20 protein-coding genes are annotated in these 21,326 nt (G+C 69.2%); 3 read left to right on the top strand and 17 right to left on the bottom strand.

What is annotated here, in order from left to right:
• Positions 1-19: 19 nt before the first annotated feature.
• The 6 genes from ACYVLV_RS14210 to rsmI all read right to left on the bottom strand — a co-directional run bounded on the left by ACYVLV_RS14210 (position 20) and on the right by rsmI (position 5,829).
• Positions 20-943 (bottom strand): 4-(cytidine 5'-diphospho)-2-C-methyl-D-erythritol kinase, encoded by a 924-nt coding sequence (locus tag ACYVLV_RS14210; RefSeq protein ID WP_460810898.1) that lies wholly within the window; start codon positions 941-943, stop codon positions 20-22.
• Entirely contained in the window at positions 940-1,839 is a 900-nt protein-coding gene (gene rsmA, locus ACYVLV_RS14205) for a 16S rRNA (adenine(1518)-N(6)/adenine(1519)-N(6))-dimethyltransferase RsmA (protein ID WP_460810897.1), read from the bottom strand. The genes ACYVLV_RS14210 and rsmA overlap by 4 nt, the downstream gene beginning before the upstream one ends.
• A 17-nt stretch (positions 1,840-1,856) precedes the next feature.
• Positions 1,857-3,014: a transglycosylase family protein gene (locus tag ACYVLV_RS14200; protein WP_460810896.1), complete on the bottom strand. Its 1,158-nt coding sequence runs from the start codon at positions 3,012-3,014 to the stop codon at positions 1,857-1,859.
• Positions 3,015-3,260: 246 nt separating this feature from the next.
• Positions 3,261-4,100, bottom strand: coding sequence for a TatD family hydrolase (locus ACYVLV_RS14195; RefSeq protein WP_460810894.1), 840 nt, complete (start codon positions 4,098-4,100; stop codon positions 3,261-3,263).
• Positions 4,097-4,960 carry an alpha/beta fold hydrolase gene (locus ACYVLV_RS14190; RefSeq protein WP_460810892.1) on the bottom strand — a complete coding sequence of 288 codons (864 nt, stop codon included), beginning with the start codon at positions 4,958-4,960 and terminating at the stop codon, positions 4,097-4,099. Before ACYVLV_RS14190 ends, ACYVLV_RS14195 begins: the two co-directional genes overlap by 4 nt.
• Positions 4,957-5,829 carry a 16S rRNA (cytidine(1402)-2'-O)-methyltransferase gene (gene rsmI, locus ACYVLV_RS14185; RefSeq protein WP_460810890.1) on the bottom strand — a complete coding sequence of 291 codons (873 nt, stop codon included), beginning with the start codon at positions 5,827-5,829 and terminating at the stop codon, positions 4,957-4,959. The genes ACYVLV_RS14190 and rsmI overlap by 4 nt, the downstream gene beginning before the upstream one ends.
• Positions 5,830-5,885: 56 nt before the next feature.
• Between rsmI and ACYVLV_RS14180 the strand changes: the two genes are divergently transcribed.
• Together ACYVLV_RS14180 and ACYVLV_RS14175 are read left to right on the top strand one after the other, a co-directional pair.
• On the top strand, positions 5,886-7,565 hold the full coding sequence (locus ACYVLV_RS14180) for a dolichyl-phosphate-mannose--protein mannosyltransferase (protein WP_460810888.1): 1,680 nt from the start codon (positions 5,886-5,888) through the stop codon (positions 7,563-7,565).
• A 20-nt stretch (positions 7,566-7,585) separates the two neighbouring features.
• Positions 7,586-7,999 (top strand): pyridoxamine 5'-phosphate oxidase family protein, encoded by a 414-nt coding sequence (locus ACYVLV_RS14175; protein ID WP_460810886.1) that lies wholly within the window; start codon positions 7,586-7,588, stop codon positions 7,997-7,999.
• Here the strand turns inward: ACYVLV_RS14175 and ACYVLV_RS14170 are convergent.
• Positions 7,996-8,814: an alpha/beta hydrolase family protein gene (locus ACYVLV_RS14170; RefSeq protein ID WP_460810884.1), complete on the bottom strand. Its 819-nt coding sequence runs from the start codon at positions 8,812-8,814 to the stop codon at positions 7,996-7,998. The genes ACYVLV_RS14175 and ACYVLV_RS14170 overlap by 4 nt on opposite strands.
• A gap of 123 nt (positions 8,815-8,937) precedes the next feature.
• On the opposite strand from ACYVLV_RS14170, the gene ACYVLV_RS14165 reads away from it, so the two are divergent.
• The gene (locus ACYVLV_RS14165) at positions 8,938-10,494 is read left to right on the top strand and encodes an acyl-CoA carboxylase subunit beta (protein ID WP_460810883.1); all 1,557 of its coding nucleotides are present in this window, start codon (positions 8,938-8,940) and stop codon (positions 10,492-10,494) included.
• Between the two features lie 93 nt (positions 10,495-10,587).
• On the opposite strand, the gene ACYVLV_RS14160 is transcribed toward ACYVLV_RS14165, so the two are convergent.
• The 10 genes from ACYVLV_RS14160 to ACYVLV_RS14115 are packed head-to-tail and all read right to left on the bottom strand — an operon-like array spanning position 10,588 to position 21,273.
• A complete protein-coding gene (locus tag ACYVLV_RS14160) occupies positions 10,588-11,757 on the bottom strand; it encodes a lactate 2-monooxygenase (RefSeq protein ID WP_460810881.1) in 1,170 nt (389 codons plus the stop codon).
• Complete coding sequence (locus tag ACYVLV_RS14155) at positions 11,754-12,473, bottom strand: DUF6390 family protein (protein ID WP_460810880.1); 720 nt, start codon at positions 12,471-12,473, stop codon at positions 11,754-11,756. The genes ACYVLV_RS14160 and ACYVLV_RS14155 overlap by 4 nt, the downstream gene beginning before the upstream one ends.
• A gap of 6 nt (positions 12,474-12,479) precedes the next feature.
• Positions 12,480-13,553: a hydrogenase expression/formation protein HypE gene (gene hypE / locus ACYVLV_RS14150; protein ID WP_460810879.1), complete on the bottom strand. Its 1,074-nt coding sequence runs from the start codon at positions 13,551-13,553 to the stop codon at positions 12,480-12,482.
• A complete protein-coding gene (hypD, locus tag ACYVLV_RS14145; protein WP_460810878.1) occupies positions 13,553-14,653 on the bottom strand; it encodes a hydrogenase formation protein HypD in 1,101 nt (366 codons plus the stop codon). Before hypD ends, hypE begins: the two co-directional genes overlap by 1 nt.
• On the bottom strand, positions 14,650-14,946 hold the full coding sequence (locus ACYVLV_RS14140; RefSeq protein WP_460810877.1) for a HypC/HybG/HupF family hydrogenase formation chaperone: 297 nt from the start codon (positions 14,944-14,946) through the stop codon (positions 14,650-14,652). Before ACYVLV_RS14140 ends, hypD begins: the two co-directional genes overlap by 4 nt.
• Positions 14,946-15,260 (bottom strand): HypC/HybG/HupF family hydrogenase formation chaperone, encoded by a 315-nt coding sequence (locus ACYVLV_RS14135; RefSeq protein WP_460810876.1) that lies wholly within the window; start codon positions 15,258-15,260, stop codon positions 14,946-14,948. The genes ACYVLV_RS14140 and ACYVLV_RS14135 overlap by 1 nt, the downstream gene beginning before the upstream one ends.
• 2 nt (positions 15,261-15,262) lie before the next feature.
• Positions 15,263-17,614 (bottom strand): carbamoyltransferase HypF, encoded by a 2,352-nt coding sequence (hypF, locus tag ACYVLV_RS14130; protein ID WP_460810874.1) that lies wholly within the window; start codon positions 17,612-17,614, stop codon positions 15,263-15,265.
• A gap of 29 nt (positions 17,615-17,643) precedes the next feature.
• A complete protein-coding gene (locus ACYVLV_RS14125; protein WP_460810873.1) occupies positions 17,644-18,867 on the bottom strand; it encodes an NHL repeat-containing protein in 1,224 nt (407 codons plus the stop codon).
• A 7-nt stretch (positions 18,868-18,874) separates the two neighbouring features.
• Complete coding sequence (locus tag ACYVLV_RS14120) at positions 18,875-19,798, bottom strand: NifU family protein (protein WP_460810870.1); 924 nt, start codon at positions 19,796-19,798, stop codon at positions 18,875-18,877.
• On the bottom strand, positions 19,795-21,273 hold the full coding sequence (locus ACYVLV_RS14115) for a hypothetical protein (protein WP_460810869.1): 1,479 nt from the start codon (positions 21,271-21,273) through the stop codon (positions 19,795-19,797). The genes ACYVLV_RS14120 and ACYVLV_RS14115 overlap by 4 nt, the downstream gene beginning before the upstream one ends.
• Between the last annotated feature and the right edge of the window lie 53 nt (positions 21,274-21,326).

Below are 21,326 nucleotides of genomic sequence, written 5' to 3'. Positions count from 1 at the left end.
TCTCCACTCGGTTCTTCATTCAGATCACGACGTGTGCGCCGGCGACGGCACCGTTGGCCACCAGGACGACGGGGCGTCCATCGGCCTGGAGGCCACCCGCCACCTCGCGGGCAGCGTCGGCCGACTCACACAGGAACACCACCGTCGGACCCGATCCGGACACGAGGCCGCGCAAGGCGCCCAGATCCTGGCCCCTCGCGATCAACTCCTCGAGTGCCGGACGTAGGTCGAGGGCAGCGGGTTGCAGGTCGTTGTAGAGCAACGGCCCCAAGGCGTAGGGGTCGCCGGCGGCGACCGCTTTGAGCAGATCGGTGGCCCGCGGCGGCACCGCGGGCGCGTCGGGGAAAAGACGATCGAAGTGGCGGTAGACCTCCGGGGTGGACAACCCCTCGGAGTCCGGGACGATCACCCACCACCAGGTGCCGTGGTCGGGCACCGACTCGACGATCTCACCGCGGCCGGTGCCCAGCGCCGTACCCCCGACGAGGGCGAACGGTACGTCGCTCCCCAGCTCGGCACCGAGCCTCAGCAGGTCCTCGTCGGTGGTCTCAACCCCCCACAGGCGATCGAGGGCGACCAGGGCCGCGGCTGCGTCGGCGGATCCGCCGGCCAGTCCACCGGCGACGGGGATGGCCTTGTCGATCTCGACCCGGCCGGAGCGTTCGCGGCCGTGGTGGGCCGCCAGCAGCCGGGCCGCGGCGTCCACGATGTTCCCACCGGTCAACGGCACGGTGGTCTCGTCGATCCAATCGGCGGCGGCGACGCCCACGGACCACTCGCCCTCGGCCTCGGTCGCGGTGAGGTCGTCGCACAGGCCCACGGCCTGATAGACGGTGGTGAGGGGGTGGAAGCCGTCGGCTCGCGGCGCTCCCACACCGAGGTGCAGATTGATCTTGGCGGCGGCGCGCACGCGGATGGTGTCCATCGATCGTTTCATCGTCATCCTCCCTCCCCTCCACTCGACGTTCCGGCAGCGTCGACCTGCAGTTCCTCCGCGATCCGGACGAACTGCCCGATCCCGAGTGACTCTCCACGAGCCAACGGATCCAACCCGGCCCGCTCCAGGGCGGCCTGGGCGGCCTCGGTCGACCCGGCCAACTCTCTCAGAGCCCCTCGCAGTCCCTTGCGGCGCTGGGCGAATGCGGCGTCGATGACCGCGAACACGCGTTGGCGCGGGATGTCGGTGACCGGTGGATCCCGGTGGGTCCACGCCACCAGTCCCGAGTCGACCTGAGGCGCGGGCCAGAAGACGTTGCGACCGATCGACCCGGCCCGGCGTACGTCGGCGTACCAGGCGGCCTTGACCGACGGGACGCCGTACACCTTGGAACCTGGCTTGGCGGCGAGCCGGTCGGCCACCTCGGCCTGCACCATCACCAGGCCCCGTTCGAGGCTGGGCAGCAGGGCCATCAGGTGCAGCAGCACCGGCACCGAGACGTTGTAGGGCAGGTTAGCCACCAACGCCGTCGGCCCCGGCCCGGGGACCGAGGTGACCCGCAGGGCGTCGGCGGTCACCACCTCGAGACGATCCGCGTACGCCGGGGCGTACTCCGCGATCGTCTCGGGCAACAGCCCAGCGAGCCGTTCGTCCAGCTCGATGGCCACGACCCGGTCCACGACACCCAGCAGTTCCAGCGTGAGCGATCCCAGGCCGGGCCCGACCTCGAGGACCACGTCCGTGGGTCCCACCCGGGACTCCCGCACGATCCGGCGCACCGTGTTGGCGTCGATGACGAAGTTCTGGCCGCGCTGTTTGGTGGGCCGTAGATCGAGCCGAGCGGCGAGCGAACGCACTTCCGCCGGTCCGAGGAGTCTCGGGCCGGCGGGAGGTGTGTTCACGTGGAGAACCGTAGTGGCTACCTGGGAAGTCCCAGCTTCGAGGCACAGCCCGGCCAGGCGCCGTACCCGCCGGAGGCGTCGCGCAGTCGGGTGGCGACCGCGATCTGCGTTTCACGCGAGCTCTGGTGCGGCAGGCCGGTGCCGCCGTAGGAGCGCCACGTGCCGGGGTTGAACTGCAGGCCGCCGTAGTAGCCGTTGCCGGTGTTGATCGACCAGTTTCCGCCGGACTCGCACTGAGCCAGGCTGTCCCACACGGTCCCGCCGCTGGCGAAGTTCGGGGCCGGGGTGGGCTCGACGGGCTTCTCCTTGGTGCCCACGCTGACCACGCGGTCGGTGGCCTGGCGGGTGACCTTGGCGGTCAGCTCGCGGCGGATCGTGCGCTTGCCGTCGCGGAAGACCTCGCGGTAGGTGACGTTGCGCAGACCCACGCGGCCCTCATCGAGAACCTCGTTGTCACCGACGAACGCGGAGTCGTCCTGCTTCTCCACCGTGCGAAACGGGATCGTCTGGTTCTTGACCTTGTTCTTGGTCACCTTGATGTCGGAGAACATGAGGGTGTCGCCGTCGCTGAGCGTCTTGTCGAGCGCCGGGCGGACCTTGTCGTTGCCGTCGGGGTTCACGCCGAGCATGGCGAAAGCGTCGGCCGCGGTCAGCGCGACGATGGTCTGCTTCTTCTGCTTCTTGTCGCCGAGCTTGACCTTCAGCGTCTTGGGCGTGATGACCTGGAGGTCCAGGCCGCCGCGGTCGATGTCCAGGCTCCGGCTGGCGGAGAGGCGGGAGTCCTCGAAGGACTTGCCGATCTCGCCGAGCGCCCCGTCGACCTCGGTGGAGGTGACGTAGTGGGTGGTGGTGACCCCGTCGACGGTCAGTTCGAGCGGGCGGGCGTAGCGCACGTTCACGCGGCTCCCCTCGACGATCTCCTCGTCGAGTGCGGGCGCGACGATGTCGCGGTCGGTGACCTCGATGCCCTCCGCCTCCAGCACGTCGGCGACGGTGCTTGCGCGAACCGAGAGCTGCTCCTCCGAGCCGTCCACCGAGAGCACGACATTGGTGCCCATCGAGGCGTAGCCGACGGTCGTCCCGGCGAGAGCCAGGGCAACCACGCTCACCAATCCGATGAGCAGCTTCTTGCTGTTGAGCAGGCGGGCAATCGGTCCGTGTCCAGTGCTGGGCACACAATCTCCGTACGTCGGTCTTTCCGGGCCACGGGGCTACGGCGCGGGAGGCTCTTGAGTCAGCCACCACAGCGCGCCGGTCAGATCGTTCCCCCGATCCCGGCCTTGGATGTGAGACCACCAGACCAGCCCGCAACGCGGATTGGCAAACCCCGGACCCCCATTTGGGTGTGATTTCGCCGTGAAGGCCCATGCCCTCGCGGGTTACGGGTGAGCAGGAACACGCGCCGGGTGCACTAACAGGTCCTACCAGGAACCGCCGAATGCAGCGTCCGTATTGGCGTCCACGGCCCGGCAGAGCTCCTCGAGGTCCTCGCCACGCACCTGCGCCATCACGCGCATGGTCAACGGGATGAGGTAGCTGAAGTTGGTCTGACCGCGGTGCGGCATCGGGGTCAGGTACGGCGCATCGGTCTCCACCAGCACCCGGTCCTGCGGGGCGATCGCGAGGGCGTCGCGCAGAGGTTGGGCGTTCTTGAACGTCACTGTCCCGGCGAAGGACAGATGGGCCCCTCGATCCAGGCAGCGGCGGGCCACGTCGGCGTCCCCGGAGAAGCAGTGCATCACCCAACGATCGGGGGCGCCCTCCTCGTCGATGACCGCCAAGACCTCGTCGTGGGCGTCGCGGTCGTGGATGACCAGGGTCTTGTCGAGTCGCTTGGCGATGTCGATGTGGCGGCGGAACGACTCCACCTGCGCGGCGCGGCCTTCCTCGCCGGTGCGGAAGTGGTCCAACCCGGTCTCCCCCACTGCGCGCACGTGGTCCCCGGACCCGGCCAACCGTTCGATCTCGGCGAGCGCGTCGTCGAGTTCACCGAGCGCCGCCAACCGGGGCGCCTCGTTGGGGTGCAGGGCCACCCCGGCCACGAGGGCGTCGTACGTCGCCGCGGCCTGGACCGCCCACGCCGAGCCGGCCAGGTCGCACCCGATCTGCACGATCCGGGGCACCCCGACGGCTGCTGCTGCGGCCAGCGCCGACGGCACATCCCAGGCATCCTCGCCGCGCCCCATGTCGAGGTGACAGTGGTTGTCCACGACGGGGTGCGGCAACGGCTCCGGTGCCGGGGAACGGTCCTGGGCGCTCATGCGGTGATGCGTTCGAGGATCGCCTCGGCGCAGGCGTCGGGGGCCTGGGTGGGGATCCAGTGACTGACACCCGCGAGGGTCACGAACTCATAGGTCCCCGTCACGAACTCCTCGTTGCGTTCGCAGCTCTCGCGGCCCACGAAGTTGTCCCCGTCGCTCCACACCAACGTCGTGGGGACACCGACCTTGGTGGCCAGCAGCGAACGGTCGGCGAAGGGGAGCGCGCGGTACCAGCTCAGGCCACCCCGCATCGCGCCGTACTCCACGATCTCGGTGCGGAAGCGCTCGACCTCCGCGACCGACCATCCCGAGGTCCGCAGCAGCTTCTCCATGAACCCGCCGTGGCGGCTGGCCAGCCACTCCGCGAGCCGTGGGATCTGAAAGGCCAGGACGTACCACGACTTGAAGAACTGTCGCGAGGTCACCGTCGAGCGGAGGTACGCCGTGGGGTGTGGCACCGACACCGCGGTCAGCGTCCGCAGACGATCCGGGAATCTTTGCGCGACCACCCAGGACACGACCGCGCCCCAGTCGTGTCCGACGAGGTGCACCGGTCCGCCGACGGCGTCGATCAGGGCCGCCACATCGTCGGAGAGGTGCGTGACGCTGTGGTCCCGGCGCCGTCGGGGCCGTGCGCGAGGTGAGTAGCCGCGCTGATCCATGGCCACCGTTCGGAAGCCCGCGGCGTGCAGCTGGGGCGCCACATCCCGCCAGCAGGTGCTGCGTTCGGGGAACCCGTGCAGCAGCACCACGACCTCACCGTCGAGCGGGCCCTGGTCGAAGACGTCGAAGGCCAGACCGTCGTGCCGCAACGTGGTCAACCGGCCACCGAAGGTCCGCTTCGCCTCCGGGGAGGTCATCCGACGTGCACCACTTGATAGACCTCACGCTTGGGCACACCCGCCACCTTCGCCACCTCCACGATCGCGTCCTTTCGAGTCATCCCGATCTCCTCGCGCTCCGCCACGGCGGCTCGCAGGCTCTCGGCATCCTGCCCGATCTCGACCACCGGCGAACCACCCGACACCACGATGGTCACCTCACCCCGGACGCCGCCCTCCTTCTCCGCGGCCCAGGTGACGAGCTCGGGGAGCGGACCGCGGCGTACCTCTTCGTGGGTCTTGGTCAGTTCTCGGCACACCGCCGCCGCACGGGTCGGACCCCAGGTCTCGGCCATCGCGGCCAGGGTCGCCTGGGTGCGGTGAGGTGCCTCGAAGAAGACCATGGTGCGTTCCTCGTGGAGCAGACCGGCGAGTCTGCGGGACCGTTCCCCGGCTTTGCGCGGCAGGAACCCCTCGAAGCAGAACCGGTCCACCGGGAGTCCGGAGACGGCCAGCGCGGTCAGGACCGCGGAGGGCCCCGGGACGGAGGTGACGGTGATCCCGGCCTCGACGGCGGCGGCGACGAGGCGGTAGCCCGGGTCGGAGACGGACGGCATACCGGCGTCGGTGACCAGCAGGACCCGCTCGCCCGCCAGCAACGCCTCGACCAGCGACGGGGTGCGGGCAACCTCGTTGCCCTCGAAGTAGGACACGACCCGGCCGGTGATCTGCACGTTCAGGTCCGTGGTGAGTCGTCGCAGGCGGCGAGTGTCCTCGGCCGCGATCACCGCAGCGGTCGCCAACTCCTCGGCCAGCCGCGGTGGTGCGTCCGAGACCCGACCGATCGGGGTGGCGGCGAGGACCAGGACGCCGTACCCCGCTCCCTGGTCGGTCCCGTGGTCAGTCACGTCTCGATCATGTCAGCCCCGTACGCGGCCCCACCAACCGCGAGTAATCTTCGGGGGTGACCTCGGACGTGCGGACCCGGATCACCGAGCGCCGGTGGTTCGCCTGGGCCGCCGCCATCGGGGTCGCCGTGCTCGCTTTCCTGTTGCGGCTCTACCACCTCGGGTCCCCGGCCCGGTTCGCCTTCGACGAGACGTACTACGCCAAGGACGGGTGGTCGCTGGTCAACCACGGGTACGTCCTGAACTACCCCGAGACCTTGGCCAACCAAGGCATGGGCAAGCAGGACATCAACGACGCGATCCTCGCTGGGCGGACCAGCGGGATCTGGGCCGACGACCCGTCGCTGATCGTGCATCCGGAGGTCGGCAAGTGGCTGATCGGCTTGGGCGAGAAGGCCTTCGGGATGGATCCGTTCGGCTGGCGGATCGCCGCGGCCGTCGTCGGGTCGTTGATGGTGTTGGTGATGTGTCGGCTGGCGTTGCGGCTGACCGGGTCGCTGACGCTCTCGCTGGTCGCCGGTCTGCTGCTGAGCCTGGACGGCCTCCACTTCGTGCTGTCCCGGCTGGCCCTGCTCGACATCTTCCTGGCCTTCTTCATGCTCTGCGGGGTCACCTGTGTGGTCAACGACCGCTACTGGATGCGAGCCCGGCTGAAGCGGCTGCTCGAGCCGGTCGACGGCGTCGTACGCTCCGCTCGGTCGTGGGGGCCCGTCCGCGGGCTGCTGTGGCGGCCGTGGCTCCTGCTGGGTGGGATCAGCTTCGGGCTGGCCCTCGGCACGAAGTGGACCGCGATCTTCCCGCTGGCCGCCTTCGGGCTCCTGACCTGGCTGTGGAGCGCCGGCGCCCGGCGCGCCGTGGGGGTGCGGTACGCCGTGGTCCGGTCCGCGGTCACCGACGGACTGCCCGCCTTCGGCTACCTCGTGGTCGTCGGCTTCATGGTGTACGTCGCCACCTGGACCGGGTGGCTGGTCCACGCCGGGGAGTACGAGGAGAACCTCTCCTCCACGCAGTACACCCGCTTCGCCAGCGAGGTCGGCTGCACCGAGGACGGTGAACCCGACAACGAGTTGAACGACAAGGAGTGGTCCACGGCCAGCGAGCCGGACGCGAGCGGTCTGGGCGAGGTCACCCAGTCCCTGCGGTCGCTGGCGTATTACCACCAGGACCTCTACAACTTCCACGCCCACTTCTTGAACTGCTCGACCCACAACTACCAGTCCGACCCCCTGGGGTGGCTGCTGCTGAACCGCCCGGTCGGGGTCGCGGCGGACACCGGGATCGAGCCCGGCACCCGCGGCTGTGACGCCCCCGAGGGCAGCGACTGCATCCGTCAGGTGCTGCTGATCGGCAACCCGATGATCTGGTGGGGCGGCGTGCTCGCCCTGCTCTACTCGGTCACCCGGTGGCTCGGCGCCCGCGACTGGCGGTTCGGCCTGGCGGTCGTCGGCACGGGGTCGACGTGGCTGCCGTGGTTGCAGTACGACGACCGGCCGATCTTCCTCTTCTACGCCATCGCGATCCTGCCGTTCCTGATCATCGCTCTGACCCTGACGCTGGGCCGGATCATCGGACCCTCCCGGTCGCCGTCCCGGAGGCGGACGATCGGGGTGATCGTCGCGGGGTCCTTCTTCGTTCTGGCGTTGATCAACTTCGCGTGGTTCTGGCCGATCTGGACCAACGAACTGCTCACCAAGTCGGAGTGGCTGGACCGGGTCTGGTTCGAGCGCTGGATCTGAGGCGCCGTAATCTGCGACCCATGACCTCGTGGCGCCCCGGCTGGGATGACTTCCCTCCAACTCTGTTGGACTTCTGGACCGTGCGCCACCTGTGCACCCTGACCACGGTGCGGGCCGACGGCCGACCTCACGTCGTACCCGTCGGGGTGGCGCTGGATCACGAGGAGCGCTGCGCGTGGGTCATCACGTCGCAGGCCTCGGTCAAGGCACGTCATCTGGCTGAGCCGGGTCCGGTCGCGGCCTGTCAGGTCGACGGCCCCCGGTGGTCCACCGTCGAGGGCACGGGGGTCGTGGTCAGCGACGCGGCGTCGGTGGCGCGAGCCTGCGAGCGGTACGCCGCGCGCTACCGCGTGCCGCGGGAGAACCCGGCACGCGTCGCCATCCGGATCGAGATCGACCGGTTCCTGGCGTCGAAGAGCCTGCTAGAGGTCTAGCGCACCGAGGCGGACGCGGTGCCGAAGCCGGCGTCGACGCACGAGTTGGCGAAGTCGACGACGTCGAAGTTGTTGAAGTGCGAGGGGTCCATGTGCAGGCCCTCGGCCTCGAGCAGCGACACCGCGGCGCCGTTCTCGCGCAGGGTCCGGATGAGCGGGCCGGCGTTCTGGTCGTAGAGCACCCAGTGGTCGTCGGGGGAGGCCACAACGCGGTAGCGGGTCGCGATGGACAGCGACTCGAGGTTGCGGATGGGGTCACGCTCGCGCGGGACGCGACCGGCGTAGGCGTTCTTGATGTAGCCCGGGCCGCCGGGAACCTTGTCCATCTGGGTCAGGGAGATGGCCGGCTTCACGCCGTACCAGCACGTGGGGGCCTCGATGCCGAAGTTCATCGCGTTCAACGAGACCGCGCCGCCCATGGATCCGGAGACCCACACGCTGACCGGGAGGCCGGATTCGGCCTCGGCCCAGTCGATCAGGTTGCGCACGTCCTCGGTCGAGGCCGCGTTGCCCCAGGAGGTGACGTGGAGGTCGCCGGAGGCGATCGCGAACCCGTTGCGGCTCAGCGACTCCAGCCAGGGCTCCTCGATCTTGTTGCTCGCGGTGCCGCCCTGGCCGTGGAAGAACAGGACGAGGCCTTTGGGGGTGCCGTCGCCTGCGGGCAGGGTCAGCAACGCCTCTTGACCGTTCAGAACGGTGGTGACCTGCTTGGCCTCGAGTTCACCGGTCTCGGCAGTTGCGAAGCCGACCAGGATCGAGGACAGGAGGAGCGTGCTGATGGCCACAGCGATCAGCGAGACAATCCGTCGCATCATGTGTCCACCCCCAGGTTTCGTTATCAACGCGTTGCAACCCCCCGGAGTATGCCAAGTCGAGCGATGATCCGCACATCCTTGCGCAGCGAATCGGGGTCGCGACCCGGCCATTAGGGTCAGTCCATGTCGATCCGCCCCGAACTCCTGGACCTCCTGGCCCGTCGCGCACTGACCGAGGACGCGGCCCGACCCGAGGCGGTCGCGAAGCGTGCGGCGGCCGGTGGACGCAGCGCCCGCCGGCACATCGCAGACCTCGTCGACCCCGGCACCTTCGTCGAGTACGGCCGCTACGTCACCGCCGGGCAGGAGCAGCGCCGCGACCTCGACGATCTGCTCGACCGGACCGTCGCGGACGGGATCGTGGGCGGCCTCGCCAAGATCGGGGAGGCGCAGTACGGCGAGCAGTCGGCCTGCGCGGTGCTCTCCTACGACTACCTGGTGATGGCCGGGACCCAGGGGATGCGTGGTCACCGTAAGACCGACCGCCTCTTCGACATCATCGAACGACTGGCCCTGCCCACGGTCTTCTTCGCGGCCGGCGGTGGCGGACGCCCCGGGGACACGGATCTGCCGTTGGTCTCCGCCCTGGACGTCACCACGTTCGCAGCGTGGGCACGGTTGTCCGGCAGGTCGCCGCGGATCGCAGTCGTCGACGACAACTGCTTCGCGGGCAACGCCGTCATCGCCGGTTGCTCGGACCTGATCGTGGCCACCCCGCGCGCCTCCCTGGGGATGGGCGGACCCGCGATGATCGCCGGTGGGGGCCTCGGCGAGATCGACGCCCGCGAGGTCGGGCCGCTGGACGTGATGACGGCCAACGGGGTGGTCGATGTCGCTGTGGCCGACGACGACGAGGCGATCGAGGTGACCCGACGCCTGCTGGGCTACTTCCAGGGGCGGCAGGCCACGTGGACCGCCCCGGATCAGACCTGGCTGCGGGAGGCGATCCCCGAGGGCGAGCGGACGTCGTACGACGTGGTGCCGATCATCGAGACCCTCGCCGACGACGACTCGGTCACGGTGTTGCGCGAGTCCTTCGCGCCCGAGATCGTCACGGCGCTCGGACGCATCGAGGGTCGACCGGTGGGGTTCGTGGCCAGCCAGACTCTGTCGATGGCCGGTGCGATCACTGCCGACGCCGCCGACAAGGCGGCCCGCTTCCTGCAGTTGTGCGACTCCTGGGGGTTCGCCGTGATCTCGCTGGTCGATACCCCCGGGATGATGGTCGGCGCCGACGCGGAGCGGACCGGACTGGTGCGCCACACCTCACGCCTGCTCGTCGCCGGGGCTCACCTCACGGTGCCGATGGTCGGGGTGGTTCTCCGCCGCGGCTACGGCCTCGGGGCGCAGGCGATGCTGGGTGGCAGCACCCACGAACCCCTGATGACTCTCGCCTGGCCCGGTGCCCACCTCGGGGCGATGGGTCTCGAGGGTGCCGTTCGGCTCTCGATGCGCAAGGAGTTGGCGGCGATCGAGGACGACGACGAGCGTGAGCAGCAGGTCCGTGAGCTCACGGCGTACGCCCAGGCGCACTCGACCGCCCTCAACGTGGCCCGTCATTTCGAGATCGACGACGTCATCGACCCTGCCGAGACCCGGGACATCCTCGCCTCGGTGCTGGGCGCGGCCGCCTCCCAGGGTCAGCTCGTCGGCAGTCGGCGTCCCGTCGACACCTGGTAATCGCCGAGTCGGCGCAACTTGACGCCGGAAACGGCCCGAGTCGGCGCTAGTTCGACAATTAGCGCCGACTCACCGATCAACCCAGGCCGACCATCAACCCGGGCGGACGACCAGGGAGTCGGGGGTCAGCTCGTGGTGGCTGGAGTACCCGGCACCGGCGAGGGTGAGGTCCAGCTCGGCCAGTAGGCAACGCAGCACGTGTTCGACGCCGGCCTGGCCACCCAGGGCGAGGCCGTAGAGGTACGGGCGGCCGAGGAAGATCGCGTCGGCGCCCAGCGCCAGGGCCTTGAACATGTCGGCTCCGGTACGGATGCCGGAGTCGAACAGGATGGTCAGGTCGTCCCCGACCGCCTCGGCGATCGCGGGCAGCGCGTCGAGGGAGGCCAGCGCCCCGTCGACCTGGCGACCGCCGTGGTTGGACACCACGATCCCGTCGACCCCGTGTTGGCGGGCCAGCATCGCGTCGTCGACGTGCTGGATCCCCTTGAGCAGGATCGGGCCGTCCCAGTGCTCGCGCAGGAACCCCAGCTGGTCCCAGCTGAGACCGGGGTTGGGGAAGACGGCGGCGAACGCAGCCCCCGCAGCGCCCGGGTCCTCCTCGGCGGGCTGCTCCAGACGGGCGTTGAAGACCGGGTCGGTGGTGTAGTTGGCGATCCCCTGGTTGGCCAGGAACGGGAGGAACCCGCGGTCGAGGTCGGCGGGCCGCCAGCCGAGCAGGGTGGTGTCCACGGTCAGCACGAGGTGGGTGTAGCCAGCGGCCTTGGCCCGATTCAGGAAACTCAGGCAGAGGTCGGGGTCGCTGGGCCAGTAGAGCTGATACCACCGCGCCCCGTCCCCACACGCCTCCGCCGCCTGCTCGATCGAGTGACTCGCCTGGGTGGAGTGGACGTAGGCCAGGCCCATCTCGGTCGACGCTCGAGCCGACGCCAACTCGCCGTCCGGGTGCGCCAGGGTCTGTACGCCGACTGGCCCCAGCATCACCGGAGCGGCCAGGTCGGTCCCCAGCACCGTGGTCGAGAGATCCCGCACCGCGTGGTCGCGCAGCATGCGGGGCACGATCCGCCACCGCTCGAAGGCGGCGACGTTGGCCCGCGCCGTCGAACCACCTCCGGCGCTGGGTACGACGTACCCCATCGCCTCGGGCGCGAGGACCGCAGCAGCGTGGCTCTCCAACTCCGCGAGGTTGGTGGTGATCTCGGGGACCTGTCCCGCGAACATGCCGTTGAGGTAGATCAGGGACTGATGGTCGCCGAAGTGAGTCACGGCGCCGATAATGCCACCACCTCTCGCGCCCGCTCCTCCAGCCGCTCGATCCGGGTCGCCTGCTCGACCGTGAGTACGTCGCACACCCAATCCCAGTGCAGGGCGACCACGTCACCCACAGTCGGAGCGTCCATCAGCCCCAAGCCGTCTACCGCCCACCGGGCCCGCTCCACCCCCAGCGGAGCAGGGGCCAGCGCCGAACCCGACCACTCCAGGAGGCGTGTCGTCGCGGTGATCCACTCCCCCTCGACCGCGGTCACGGTCCCGGTCCGCACCCGGCACCGGTCCAACACCGAGACGGCGGGACCGGGCGGTAGTCCCGCGACCAGCATCCCCGCCCAGGGGTAGACCTCGAAGACCTGGAAGCTGTGATGAGCCAGTGCCCGCGATGACGCGTCCTGCCAGGTGCCGCCGTACTGCCCCACGAACCGCTCGCGCAACCGTTCGACCAGCACGTCGGATGCCACGTCTTCCAGGGCGTCGGTCCCGATCCAGTAGGCCTCGACGACCGCTTCGGACAACGGGTCGTCGTCACCGAACGCTTCGGCCAAGAACTCCAGGTAGACCCAGGCACCTTCGAACCGGCGGGCCCGCGCCTCGATCTCGCGGATCGCTCCGGGGACCAGCATCTCCCGAGCCCCGGCGGGTCCGCAGTACCCCAACTCGTTGGGCGGGAACGCGTACCGCGCGAACCGCAGGGCCCCTAGTGCCGACACCGCCGCTCAGCAGATCCGGGGCAGTTGCTCGCCGATCGGGAGGTCGATGACGCGCGTGCCGCCCAACCCAGTCCGGGCCACGACCATCCGAGGATGCTCGGCGACCACGGTTCCGATCCGGCAGGCGTTCGCGCCCACCGCATTGGCCCGCATCGCCGCCAACACCTCGTCGGCCTGCGCGGCCGGCACGATGGCCAACAGTTTGCCCTCGTTGGCGACCTGCAGTGGGTCCAGGCCCAACAGCCCGCAGGCGTCCTTGACCTCCGGTGGGATCGGGAGGTCGCTCTCGACCAGTTCGATTCCCACGCCCGAGGCCGACGCGATCTCGTTGAGGGTGGCCGACACCCCGCCACGGGTCGGATCTCGCAGGACGCGTACGTCGACCCCCGTGGCCAGCATGTCCGCCACGAGCAGGTGCAGCGGCGCACAGTCGGACTCGATGGTCGTCCCGAAACCGAGGCCCTCCCGCACACTCATCACCGCCATGCCGTGCACGCCGAGATCGCCGCTGACCAGGACCGCGTCACCCACCTGGGCGCGCTCCGGGCCGATGTGAACCCCATCGGGGATCACGCCGATCCCGGACGTGTTGATGTAGATGCCGTCCCCCGAACCCGCATCGACGACCTTGGTGTCCCCGGTGACCAGTTGGACCCCGGCGACCTCGGCGGCCTTGCCGATCGCAGTGGCCACCCGACCGATCGTCGACATCGCGGTGCCCTCGGCCAAGATGAACGCGGTGGAGAGGTAGAGCGGGACCGCCCCAGACATGGCCAGATCGTTCACCGTTCCATTCACAGCAAGGTCACCGATGCAGCCGCCGGGGAAGAACATCGGCTTGACGACGAACGAATCGGTTGAGAAGGCCAACCGGCCGGGCGGCATCTCGAGCACGGCAGAGTCGCCCAACTCCGCGCGCGCAGCTCCCCCGTAGGCGGGTAGGAAGAGATTCTCGATGAGTTCGCCCGACATCGCCCCGCCACCGCCGTGCCCCATCACGATCGTCGGGGTGTCCCGCAGCGGAAGCGGACAGGTCCAGCCGTCGAAGTCGAGGTCGTTCTTCGCTTCGCGATCAGCCATCAGGACTCCACCAACTCCAGGCGTCGATACGTGAAGTACGCCGCGCAGGCTCCCTCGGAGGAAACCATCGTCGCTCCCAGGGGGTTACGTGGGGTGCACTCCTTGCCGAACGCCGCGCACTCGTGCGGCTTGATCAACCCCTGCAGCACCTCACCGGAGCGACACAACGCCGACTCCTCGGTGTGGATGTCGGTCACCGAGAACCGGGTCTCGGCGTCGAAGTCGGCGTACTTCTCCGACAGACCCCACCCGGATTGGGGGATGTTGCCGATCCCCCGCCAGGTGCGGTCCTTGACGGTGAATACGTCGCGCAGCATCTCCATGGCCGGGAGATTTCCGGCGTCGGTGACGGCTCTGGCGTAGGCGTTCTCGACCTCGTGGCGTCCCTCCTCCAACTGAACGATGGTGCGACGGATCCCCTCCAAGATGTCGAGGGGTTCGAAACCGGTGACCACGATCGGCACCTGGTACTTCTCCGCAAGCGCGGGGTACTCCGAGGTTCCCATCACGCTGCACACGTGCCCAGCGGCGAGGAAGCCCTGCACCCGGCAATCCGGCGACTCCATGATCGCCGCGATGGCCGGTGGCACCAGGACGTGGGAGACGAGCAGGGAGAAGTTGGTGATGCCACGCTTCTTCGCCTGGAAGACCGTCATCGCGTTCGCGGGCGCCGTGGTCTCGAAGCCGATCCCGAAGAACACCACCTGCTTGTCCGGGTTCTCCTGCGCCAGTTTGAGCGCGTCCATCGGCGAGTAGACGACGCGTACGTCGCCGCCGGCGGACTTGATGCGGAAGAGGTCTTTATCGCTCCCCGGGACCCGGAGCATGTCGCCGAAGGAGCAGAAGATGACGCCCGGTTGCTCAGCGATCGCCAGGGCACGGTCGATCAACTCCAAGGGCGTGACGCACACCGGGCAGCCGGGCCCGTGGATCATCTCCACGCCCTCGGGCAGCAACTGATCGATGCCGTGGCGGATGATCGAGTGGGTCTGCCCGCCGCAGACCTCCATCATCGCCCAGGGCCGGGTGGTGGCGGCGTGGATCTGGTCGACCAACTTCTTGGCCAGGTCGGGGTTGCTGAACTCGTCGAGATACTTCATGTAATCCCACTTCCCACGTGCTCCAAAGAGGCTCGGGCCTGCTCCCAGCCGTCGCCGAACTCCTGCTCGAGGATCCCGAGTTTCTCGAAGTTCGCCAGGGTTTCGATGGCCGAGGCCTCGTCGAGTCGCTGGATGGCGAATCCGACGTGGACCACGACGTACTCCCCCACTTCGATGTCAGGGATGTACTCCAGACACACCTCCTTCTGGAGGCCGCCGAAATCGACCTGGGCCATCGTCGTGTCGTCTTTGGTGTGGACCGACAAGACGCGTCCGGGGACTGCTAGGCACATCAGGTTCTCCTCTGTTCGGCGGTGGCGGTTGCGGGATCGAGAGCAAGACTGGGTTCCGGTGGGACCCGGGGATCCGAGACGGTGTCGAGGAGACCGACCTCCCGCATCAGGTTCAGCGTGCGGTGGGCCTCATCCGGGTCAAGGCGGTTCAACGCAAACCCGGCGTGCACGATCGTGTAGTCGCCGACCGCGAGATCGGGCAGGTAGTTCAGACGGATCACGCGCACCTCGCCGTCGAAGTCGGCGTCGGCCAGCACCTGACCGTCCGCGGCCAGCCACGTTCTGGTGATCAGCCCCGGAACTCCCAGACACATGGTCAGTTCCCCCCGTTCCCCAGCGTGCGGACGCCGATGGCGACTTGGCCCAGCGACAGGCCTCCGTCGTTGGCCGGAACCACCCGGTGGAGCAGCGGCTCGAGGCCCGCTTCACCGATCATGGCCCTCATCACACCGAGTAACAAGCGATTGCCGAACACGCCGCCCGTCAGTCCGATCACCGAGGCGCCCGCGCCTCGGGCCAGGTCGACCGCCAACTCGGTGGCGGCAGCAGCGAGCGCCACGTGGAAGGCGTAGGCCAACTCACCCGCCTCGGCCCCGGCACGTTGACGCAGCGCCAACTCCCGGACCAACGGGTCGGGATCGAGACTCGGAAGGCCGGTCGTGGCAGTCGTTTGTGGGAGCGGCAGGTCAGGAACACTGGCGTGCGGGTGCGCGGTTCGCCAGCGCCGGGCCGCCGCCTCCAGTTCGATGGCGGCCTGGGCCTCGTACGTCGTGCGAGCCCGCACCCCGAGCATCGCGGAGACGACGTCGAAGAGCCGGCCCACGCTGCTGGTGGTCTCCACCCCGACGCCGGTCCGCAGGAGCCCGGGGAGCATGCTCCGCTCGAGGTCACTGAGGCAGGCGTCCACCGGGGTCCCGGCGAGTTCCGCGCCCGCCGACAGCATTGCCAGCGCTGCGGTACGCACCGGGTTGCGCACGCCCTCGTCTCCGCCGGGTAGTCGGACCGGGCCGAGGTGTCCGACCCGGGTGGCCGTCGTACCCCCGGAGCCGAGGAGGAGGAACTCACCACCCCAGATCGAGGCGTCGCAGCCGTATCCGGTGCCGTCGAAGACCACCCCGAGGATCGGCTCGTCCATCCGGCCGTGTTCGGCGGCCAGCGCCGCGAGGTGGGCGTGGTGGTGCTGCACGTCCAACAGGGGTACCCCGAGGTCCTGCGCGAACTGTTTCGCCCAGGCCCGCGAGGCATAGCCGGGGTGCCGGTCGGCGACCACGAGATCGGGTGAGGACCGGTGGAAGCGGAGAAGTTGGGCGGTGGCGCGCTGGTGGGAGATCCGGCTCTCCAAAGTTCCCAGGTCACCGAGGTGGGCGGAGACGAAGGCCAGGCCGTCCCGCGCCAGGGCGAAGGTGTTCTTCACCTCTGCACCTGCGGCCATGACGGTCTGAGTGGCGCTTCCACCGAGGCCGACCGGGAGGGGCGCGTAGCCCCGCGAACGCCGTACCGGAATCGGATCGCCTTCCAATGCGCCGGCGTCCCAGGCCACCACGGAGTCTTCGCACGGTACGGCGATCTCGCGGTCGTGGACGAGGAACACATCGGCGATCCGTCCCAGGCGGACGAGCGCGTCCGCGTCCTGGAAGCACAACGGTTCCCCGGAGAGGTTGCCCGAGGTCATCACCAAGGCCTCGGGGGCACCGGGGGATCCGTCGGGCAGATCGGCGAAGAGCAGGTGATGCACCGGCGCGTACGCCAGCAGCACACCGAGTTCGTCCAGACCCGGCGCGACGCACGCGGCGACCGGCGCGTTCGGCCTCGCCGGCAAGATGACGATGGGTCGTTCGGGTCCGGTCAGGATCGGCGCAGCGGAGCCGACCTCCACCAGGGACTCCGCGGTGGCCAGGTCGCGGACCATCACCGCGAACGGCTGGTCGGGGCGCTGCTTGCGGGAGCGCAGGACCGTGGCTGCCGTGCAGGAGGTGGCGTCGCACGCCAGGTGGTAGCCACCGATGCCTTTGATGGCCAAAATCGCGCCGGCTCGTAGGGCGGCCACGGCGGCGCGGATCGAGTCCTCGGCGCCGGTGGCCAGCACCGTGCCGTCCGCGGCGGTCAGCGACAGGCGTGGACCGCAGTCGTGGCAGGCGATCGGTTGCGCGTGGTGACGGCGGTCTTCGGGGTCGGCGTACTCCTGCGCGCAGGAGGTGCACAACTCGAAGCCGGCCATCGTGGTGACGGGCCGGTCGTAGGGCAGGTCGAGGGTGATGGTGAACCGCGGCCCGCAGTGGGTGCAGGTGATGAAGGGGTGCCGGAAGCGTCGGTCGTCGGGGTCGTTCATCTCCGTCAGGCAGTCGGCACACACGGCGGTGTCGGGTGGCACCAACGTGCGGGCTCCGGTCGCTGCGGTCGACTCCACGATGGTGAAGTCGGTGGCGCCACTCGGTGTCGCAGGGGCCTCCTCGACGCTAAGGATGCGCGCCAGGGGTGGGGCGTGGTCGACCAGCAGACCCCGGAAGCGGTCCATGAGGTCCGACTCCCCCTCGATGTCGATGATGACGCTGGTCGCGTCATTGCGGCAGGTGCCGGCCAGACCGAGAGCCCGGGCGATGCTCAGCACGTGGGGTCGGAACCCGACGCCCTGGACGACCCCGGTCACCAGGATCCTGCGCGCGCTCACGCCCGACACACTGGCCTCCACCCGGCTCGTCACGCTCGCTCCCACAGAACGATGCGGTTGTTGCCGGAGTCGGCAATCGCGATGATCTCGCTGTCCTGGCCCTGGTGCCAGGCCAACCCGTAGGGCCAGCAGAGCGTGTCGCCGGCCACCGACTCCCACCGGTTCTCACCGTTGGCTGCGGCCGTGGGCTGTCCCAGCACCACGTCGGGTGTGCGGTCGTGGATGACGTCGAGGTTGTCCCCGCCGACCTCGTAGATCAGCACCCGGTTGTTGGCCGTGTCCGCCACGGCCAAGCTCCCGGGGACCGAGCACACCGCGTAGGGGAAGCGCAGTCGACCGGCCTGTGAGATGTAGGGGAATTCCATGCTCCCGGAGAAGTCGTCCTGCCCGAGTACTGCGTCGGCCGGGCCATCGCCCAGAGGTGCGACATCCCAGCGCAGCAGACGGTGGTTCCCTGCGTCGGCCACCCACAGGCCTCCGCTACCCGTGGCGGTGACCGCGTGGGGCCACCGGAACGAGTCCGCGCCGACCCCCACGCCGCGGTTCTCCTCGCGCCCACGCTCGTCGGGTTGTCCCAGGACCACGTCCGCAGGCTGACCGGGCTCCGGGATCGGGCAGAACCAGATCAGCACCCGCCGGTTCCCGGTGTCGGTGACGTGGAAGCGTCCGTCGATGATCGCGATGCCGAACGGCCAGTAGAAGGTGGTCGCATCCGGTTCACCACCGGCGTTGGGTTCGGTGGACTCCAGATCCGGCTGACCCAACACGTGATCCGGTGGGGTGCCGGTCTGCGACGGCAGGGTGTCCCAGATCAGGATCCGGTGGTGCCAGGCGTCGGCGACGAGGAGGCGGCCTTCGTGGAGGAGGACCCCGGTGGGCAGGTTCATTCCGTTGGCCGGTCCGACGCCGCCGGCGGCCGGTCCCTCGGAGTGGGAGTCGGTCTGACCGAGGACGACGTCGGCCGACACCCCGCTCGTGGTCGGCACCTGGTTCCAGATCAGTACGCGGTGGTTGCCGGTGTCGGCGCAGATGATTCGCTCACCGTCGGTCCACACCGCTCGGGGTGCATACATGTGGGCCGCGGTCGGCATCGCCGGCGGCAGCAGTAGCCCGCCGGGCGACTCGGCCCCGAGCACCGCGCGGGGCCGCCACCCGCCGTACGTCGTAGGCGGAGACTCCTCGGTGTCGGGTCGGCCGAAGCCGGGCACGACGCCGCTATGGGTGGACCCGGTGGTGAGGATCTGGACTCTCACTGCGCGATCATCCGCCCGGTCGGATCCAGATCCGACCCTCTTCCATCCGCAGCGGCAACTGCTCCAACTGTGCTCCTGGCATCGACGTGCACTCACCGGTCCCCGCGTCGTAGCAGAAGCCGTGCCACGGACAGGTGATCGATCCGGTGGCCGAGTCGACCTCGGCGTCGTCGAGCGGGAGTCCCTGATGAGCGCAGGAGTTGAGGTAGGAGGTGAGCTGTCCCGAAGCGTTGACGACGATCGCCTCCACGGTCGGCCGTCCCTCCGGCTTCAGGGTGATGGCCCGCAGCTGGCCGAGTTCGATCTCGTCCACGGCGAAAGCCGGACACCACCCGGCCCCCACCAGGTCCTCTTCGGAGTCTCCGGCGCCGTGAACGCTCACACCCGGCGGACCGAACCCGATCTCGGAGAGCGGGATCAGCGTGGGGGTCGGCTCGTTGGGGAGGACCTCCACACCGGTTATCCCCGGAACTCCCTCGACCAGTGCCTTCTCGACGCCGTCGCGCATCGTGACCGAGGCCATCGAGCAGCCGTTGCAGGCGCCCTCGAGGCGCACGTAGACGATCCCGTCCCGGACGCTGTCGAACTCGACGTCCCCACCATGGGACTGAAGCGCGATCCGGACCCCGGTGAGCACCTGCTGGACCTGGGTGCCGAGGTCGGGCCGGATCAGGCCGTGGAGGGACAGGATCATCCGGACGTCGGGTTCATCGACGAGGTCGAAGAGAATCGGCTTCCCCGCCGGGTCGTCCTTGAGCCGTCGTACGACGGTCGTCAACGCCGCCTTGTGCAGGGCGTTGAGCGCATCGACGGCCGCCGTCACGCTCTGGCGCGCCTCGGGCTCGAGAGCCGCAACGCTGACCATCGCCTCATCGAGGTCGCCAGCGAGTACATCGAGGTCGATGATCGGGCGTTCGGAGAGTTGTGTCATCGCGGGTCACTTCCTGCGGGGGTGGCCGGCAGCCGGGTCACCGTGGGCTTGCGAGGCGGTTGAGCCTGATCGCCTGCGAGGCTTCCCCTGTCCGCGTTGGGTTGAAGACCGATCCCTGAGGTGAAAGCCGCATCGGTCTGGGGCATCCGTCCCATCTGCTCGGCCTGTCGGGCCAACTCCTGCATCGGGTCGGCTCGGTGCTCGGCCGCGTTGGCGGCCTCGGCCTTGGCCAACTCATCGAGCAGGGACCGCACGGCGCCAGCCGAGTCGTGGTCCATCTGCTCCTCGAAGACGTACCTGGCCTCCACCAACTTGCCGCGGGCCACGTCGAACATCCCGAGGTGGGCCAGGGCATTGCCCTGGTTGGAGAGGAGCCTGGCCCGCCCGAGGGGGTCCTGGCCCCGGATACCTGACTCGAGGACCAGTTCGTACAACTCGACCGCCTCGACCAGGTTGTCCCCCTGGTGGGTCGAGGGCGTGTAGATCAAGGCGTTGGCCAGGTTGAGGGTGGCCGTCGACCACGGTCCGGGGTGCTCCTGCGGGGTGTACACCCGCCGGCAGGCGCGCAACGCCTGTGTGGCGATCCCCAGACGCAGTTGGTCCGAGGCCATCGTCATCGGCGAGGCCAGGTGGGCGATCGCGAGATTCATCTGAAGCCCGGCCCACAACAGAGGGTCGCTGGTCTCGGTGACGAGGTGGAGCGCGTCGTAGTAGTGCTGCATCGCGGCTTTGAGGAGATCGATCTCGTCGCCCCGACCCGAGGCCGCGGCCTCGTGCGCCAGGCTTCCCCGTTGGGAGAGCAGTGCAGCGTGTACGTCACCCAGGTCGGTTCCACTCAGGGCAGCGCAGGCAGCGGCCAAGAACTCCTCGGCCTGATCAGCGAGAGCGGGATCACCGGTTTCGGCGAGCAGGGTTCCGGCGTTCCCGAGCAGGACGGCGGCTAGTGCCGGCGAAGAGCCTCCTGCCAGGTCCGATCCAGCGGCCAGGCCGCGCGCCGCTTCGATGCGGTCCCCCTGCTCGAGCAGCAGGGTGGCGCGGGTAGCCAGCACCAGCGCCGCGACCTCGGCGGCCACCCCGGTCACGTCTGCGCTCGGCGGTCCCGAGTGGCCTGTCGTATAGCCGACCACGTCGACCAGCGGCGCCAGTTCCGGCGGAAGGGCCGCGCGGACCTCGTCCACCGAGGCACTGTGCGGATCGATTACCCAGCGGTTGAAGAAACCCGTCGGATCGGCGGCCGTCACCCCGGCGTAGTAGGCCAGGGCGCCATCGAGGTCGTCGGCGTGGGTCAACTCGAGCGCCCGCAACTCATCGGGCCAGGTGACCGGTCGTCGACCTGCGAGAAGTTCCGCGCGCGCTGCCGCGACTGGTGAGGATCCTTCGGAGCTCGCGTCGATGAGCAGGAAGCCCGCAGGGAACCCGAAGGCCCCCAGCGGTTGGGGAGGGTCAGTGATCAGGTCAGTGATCGGGTCAGTCATCAGGGTTTCCTCCCGGATCGGACGTCGTGGCGCGGGGGCTGCTCACCGGTCTG

The sequence above is a fragment of the Nocardioides salsibiostraticola genome (genome assembly GCF_054783655.1).
This window is presented reverse-complemented; position numbering and strand designations above follow the sequence as displayed.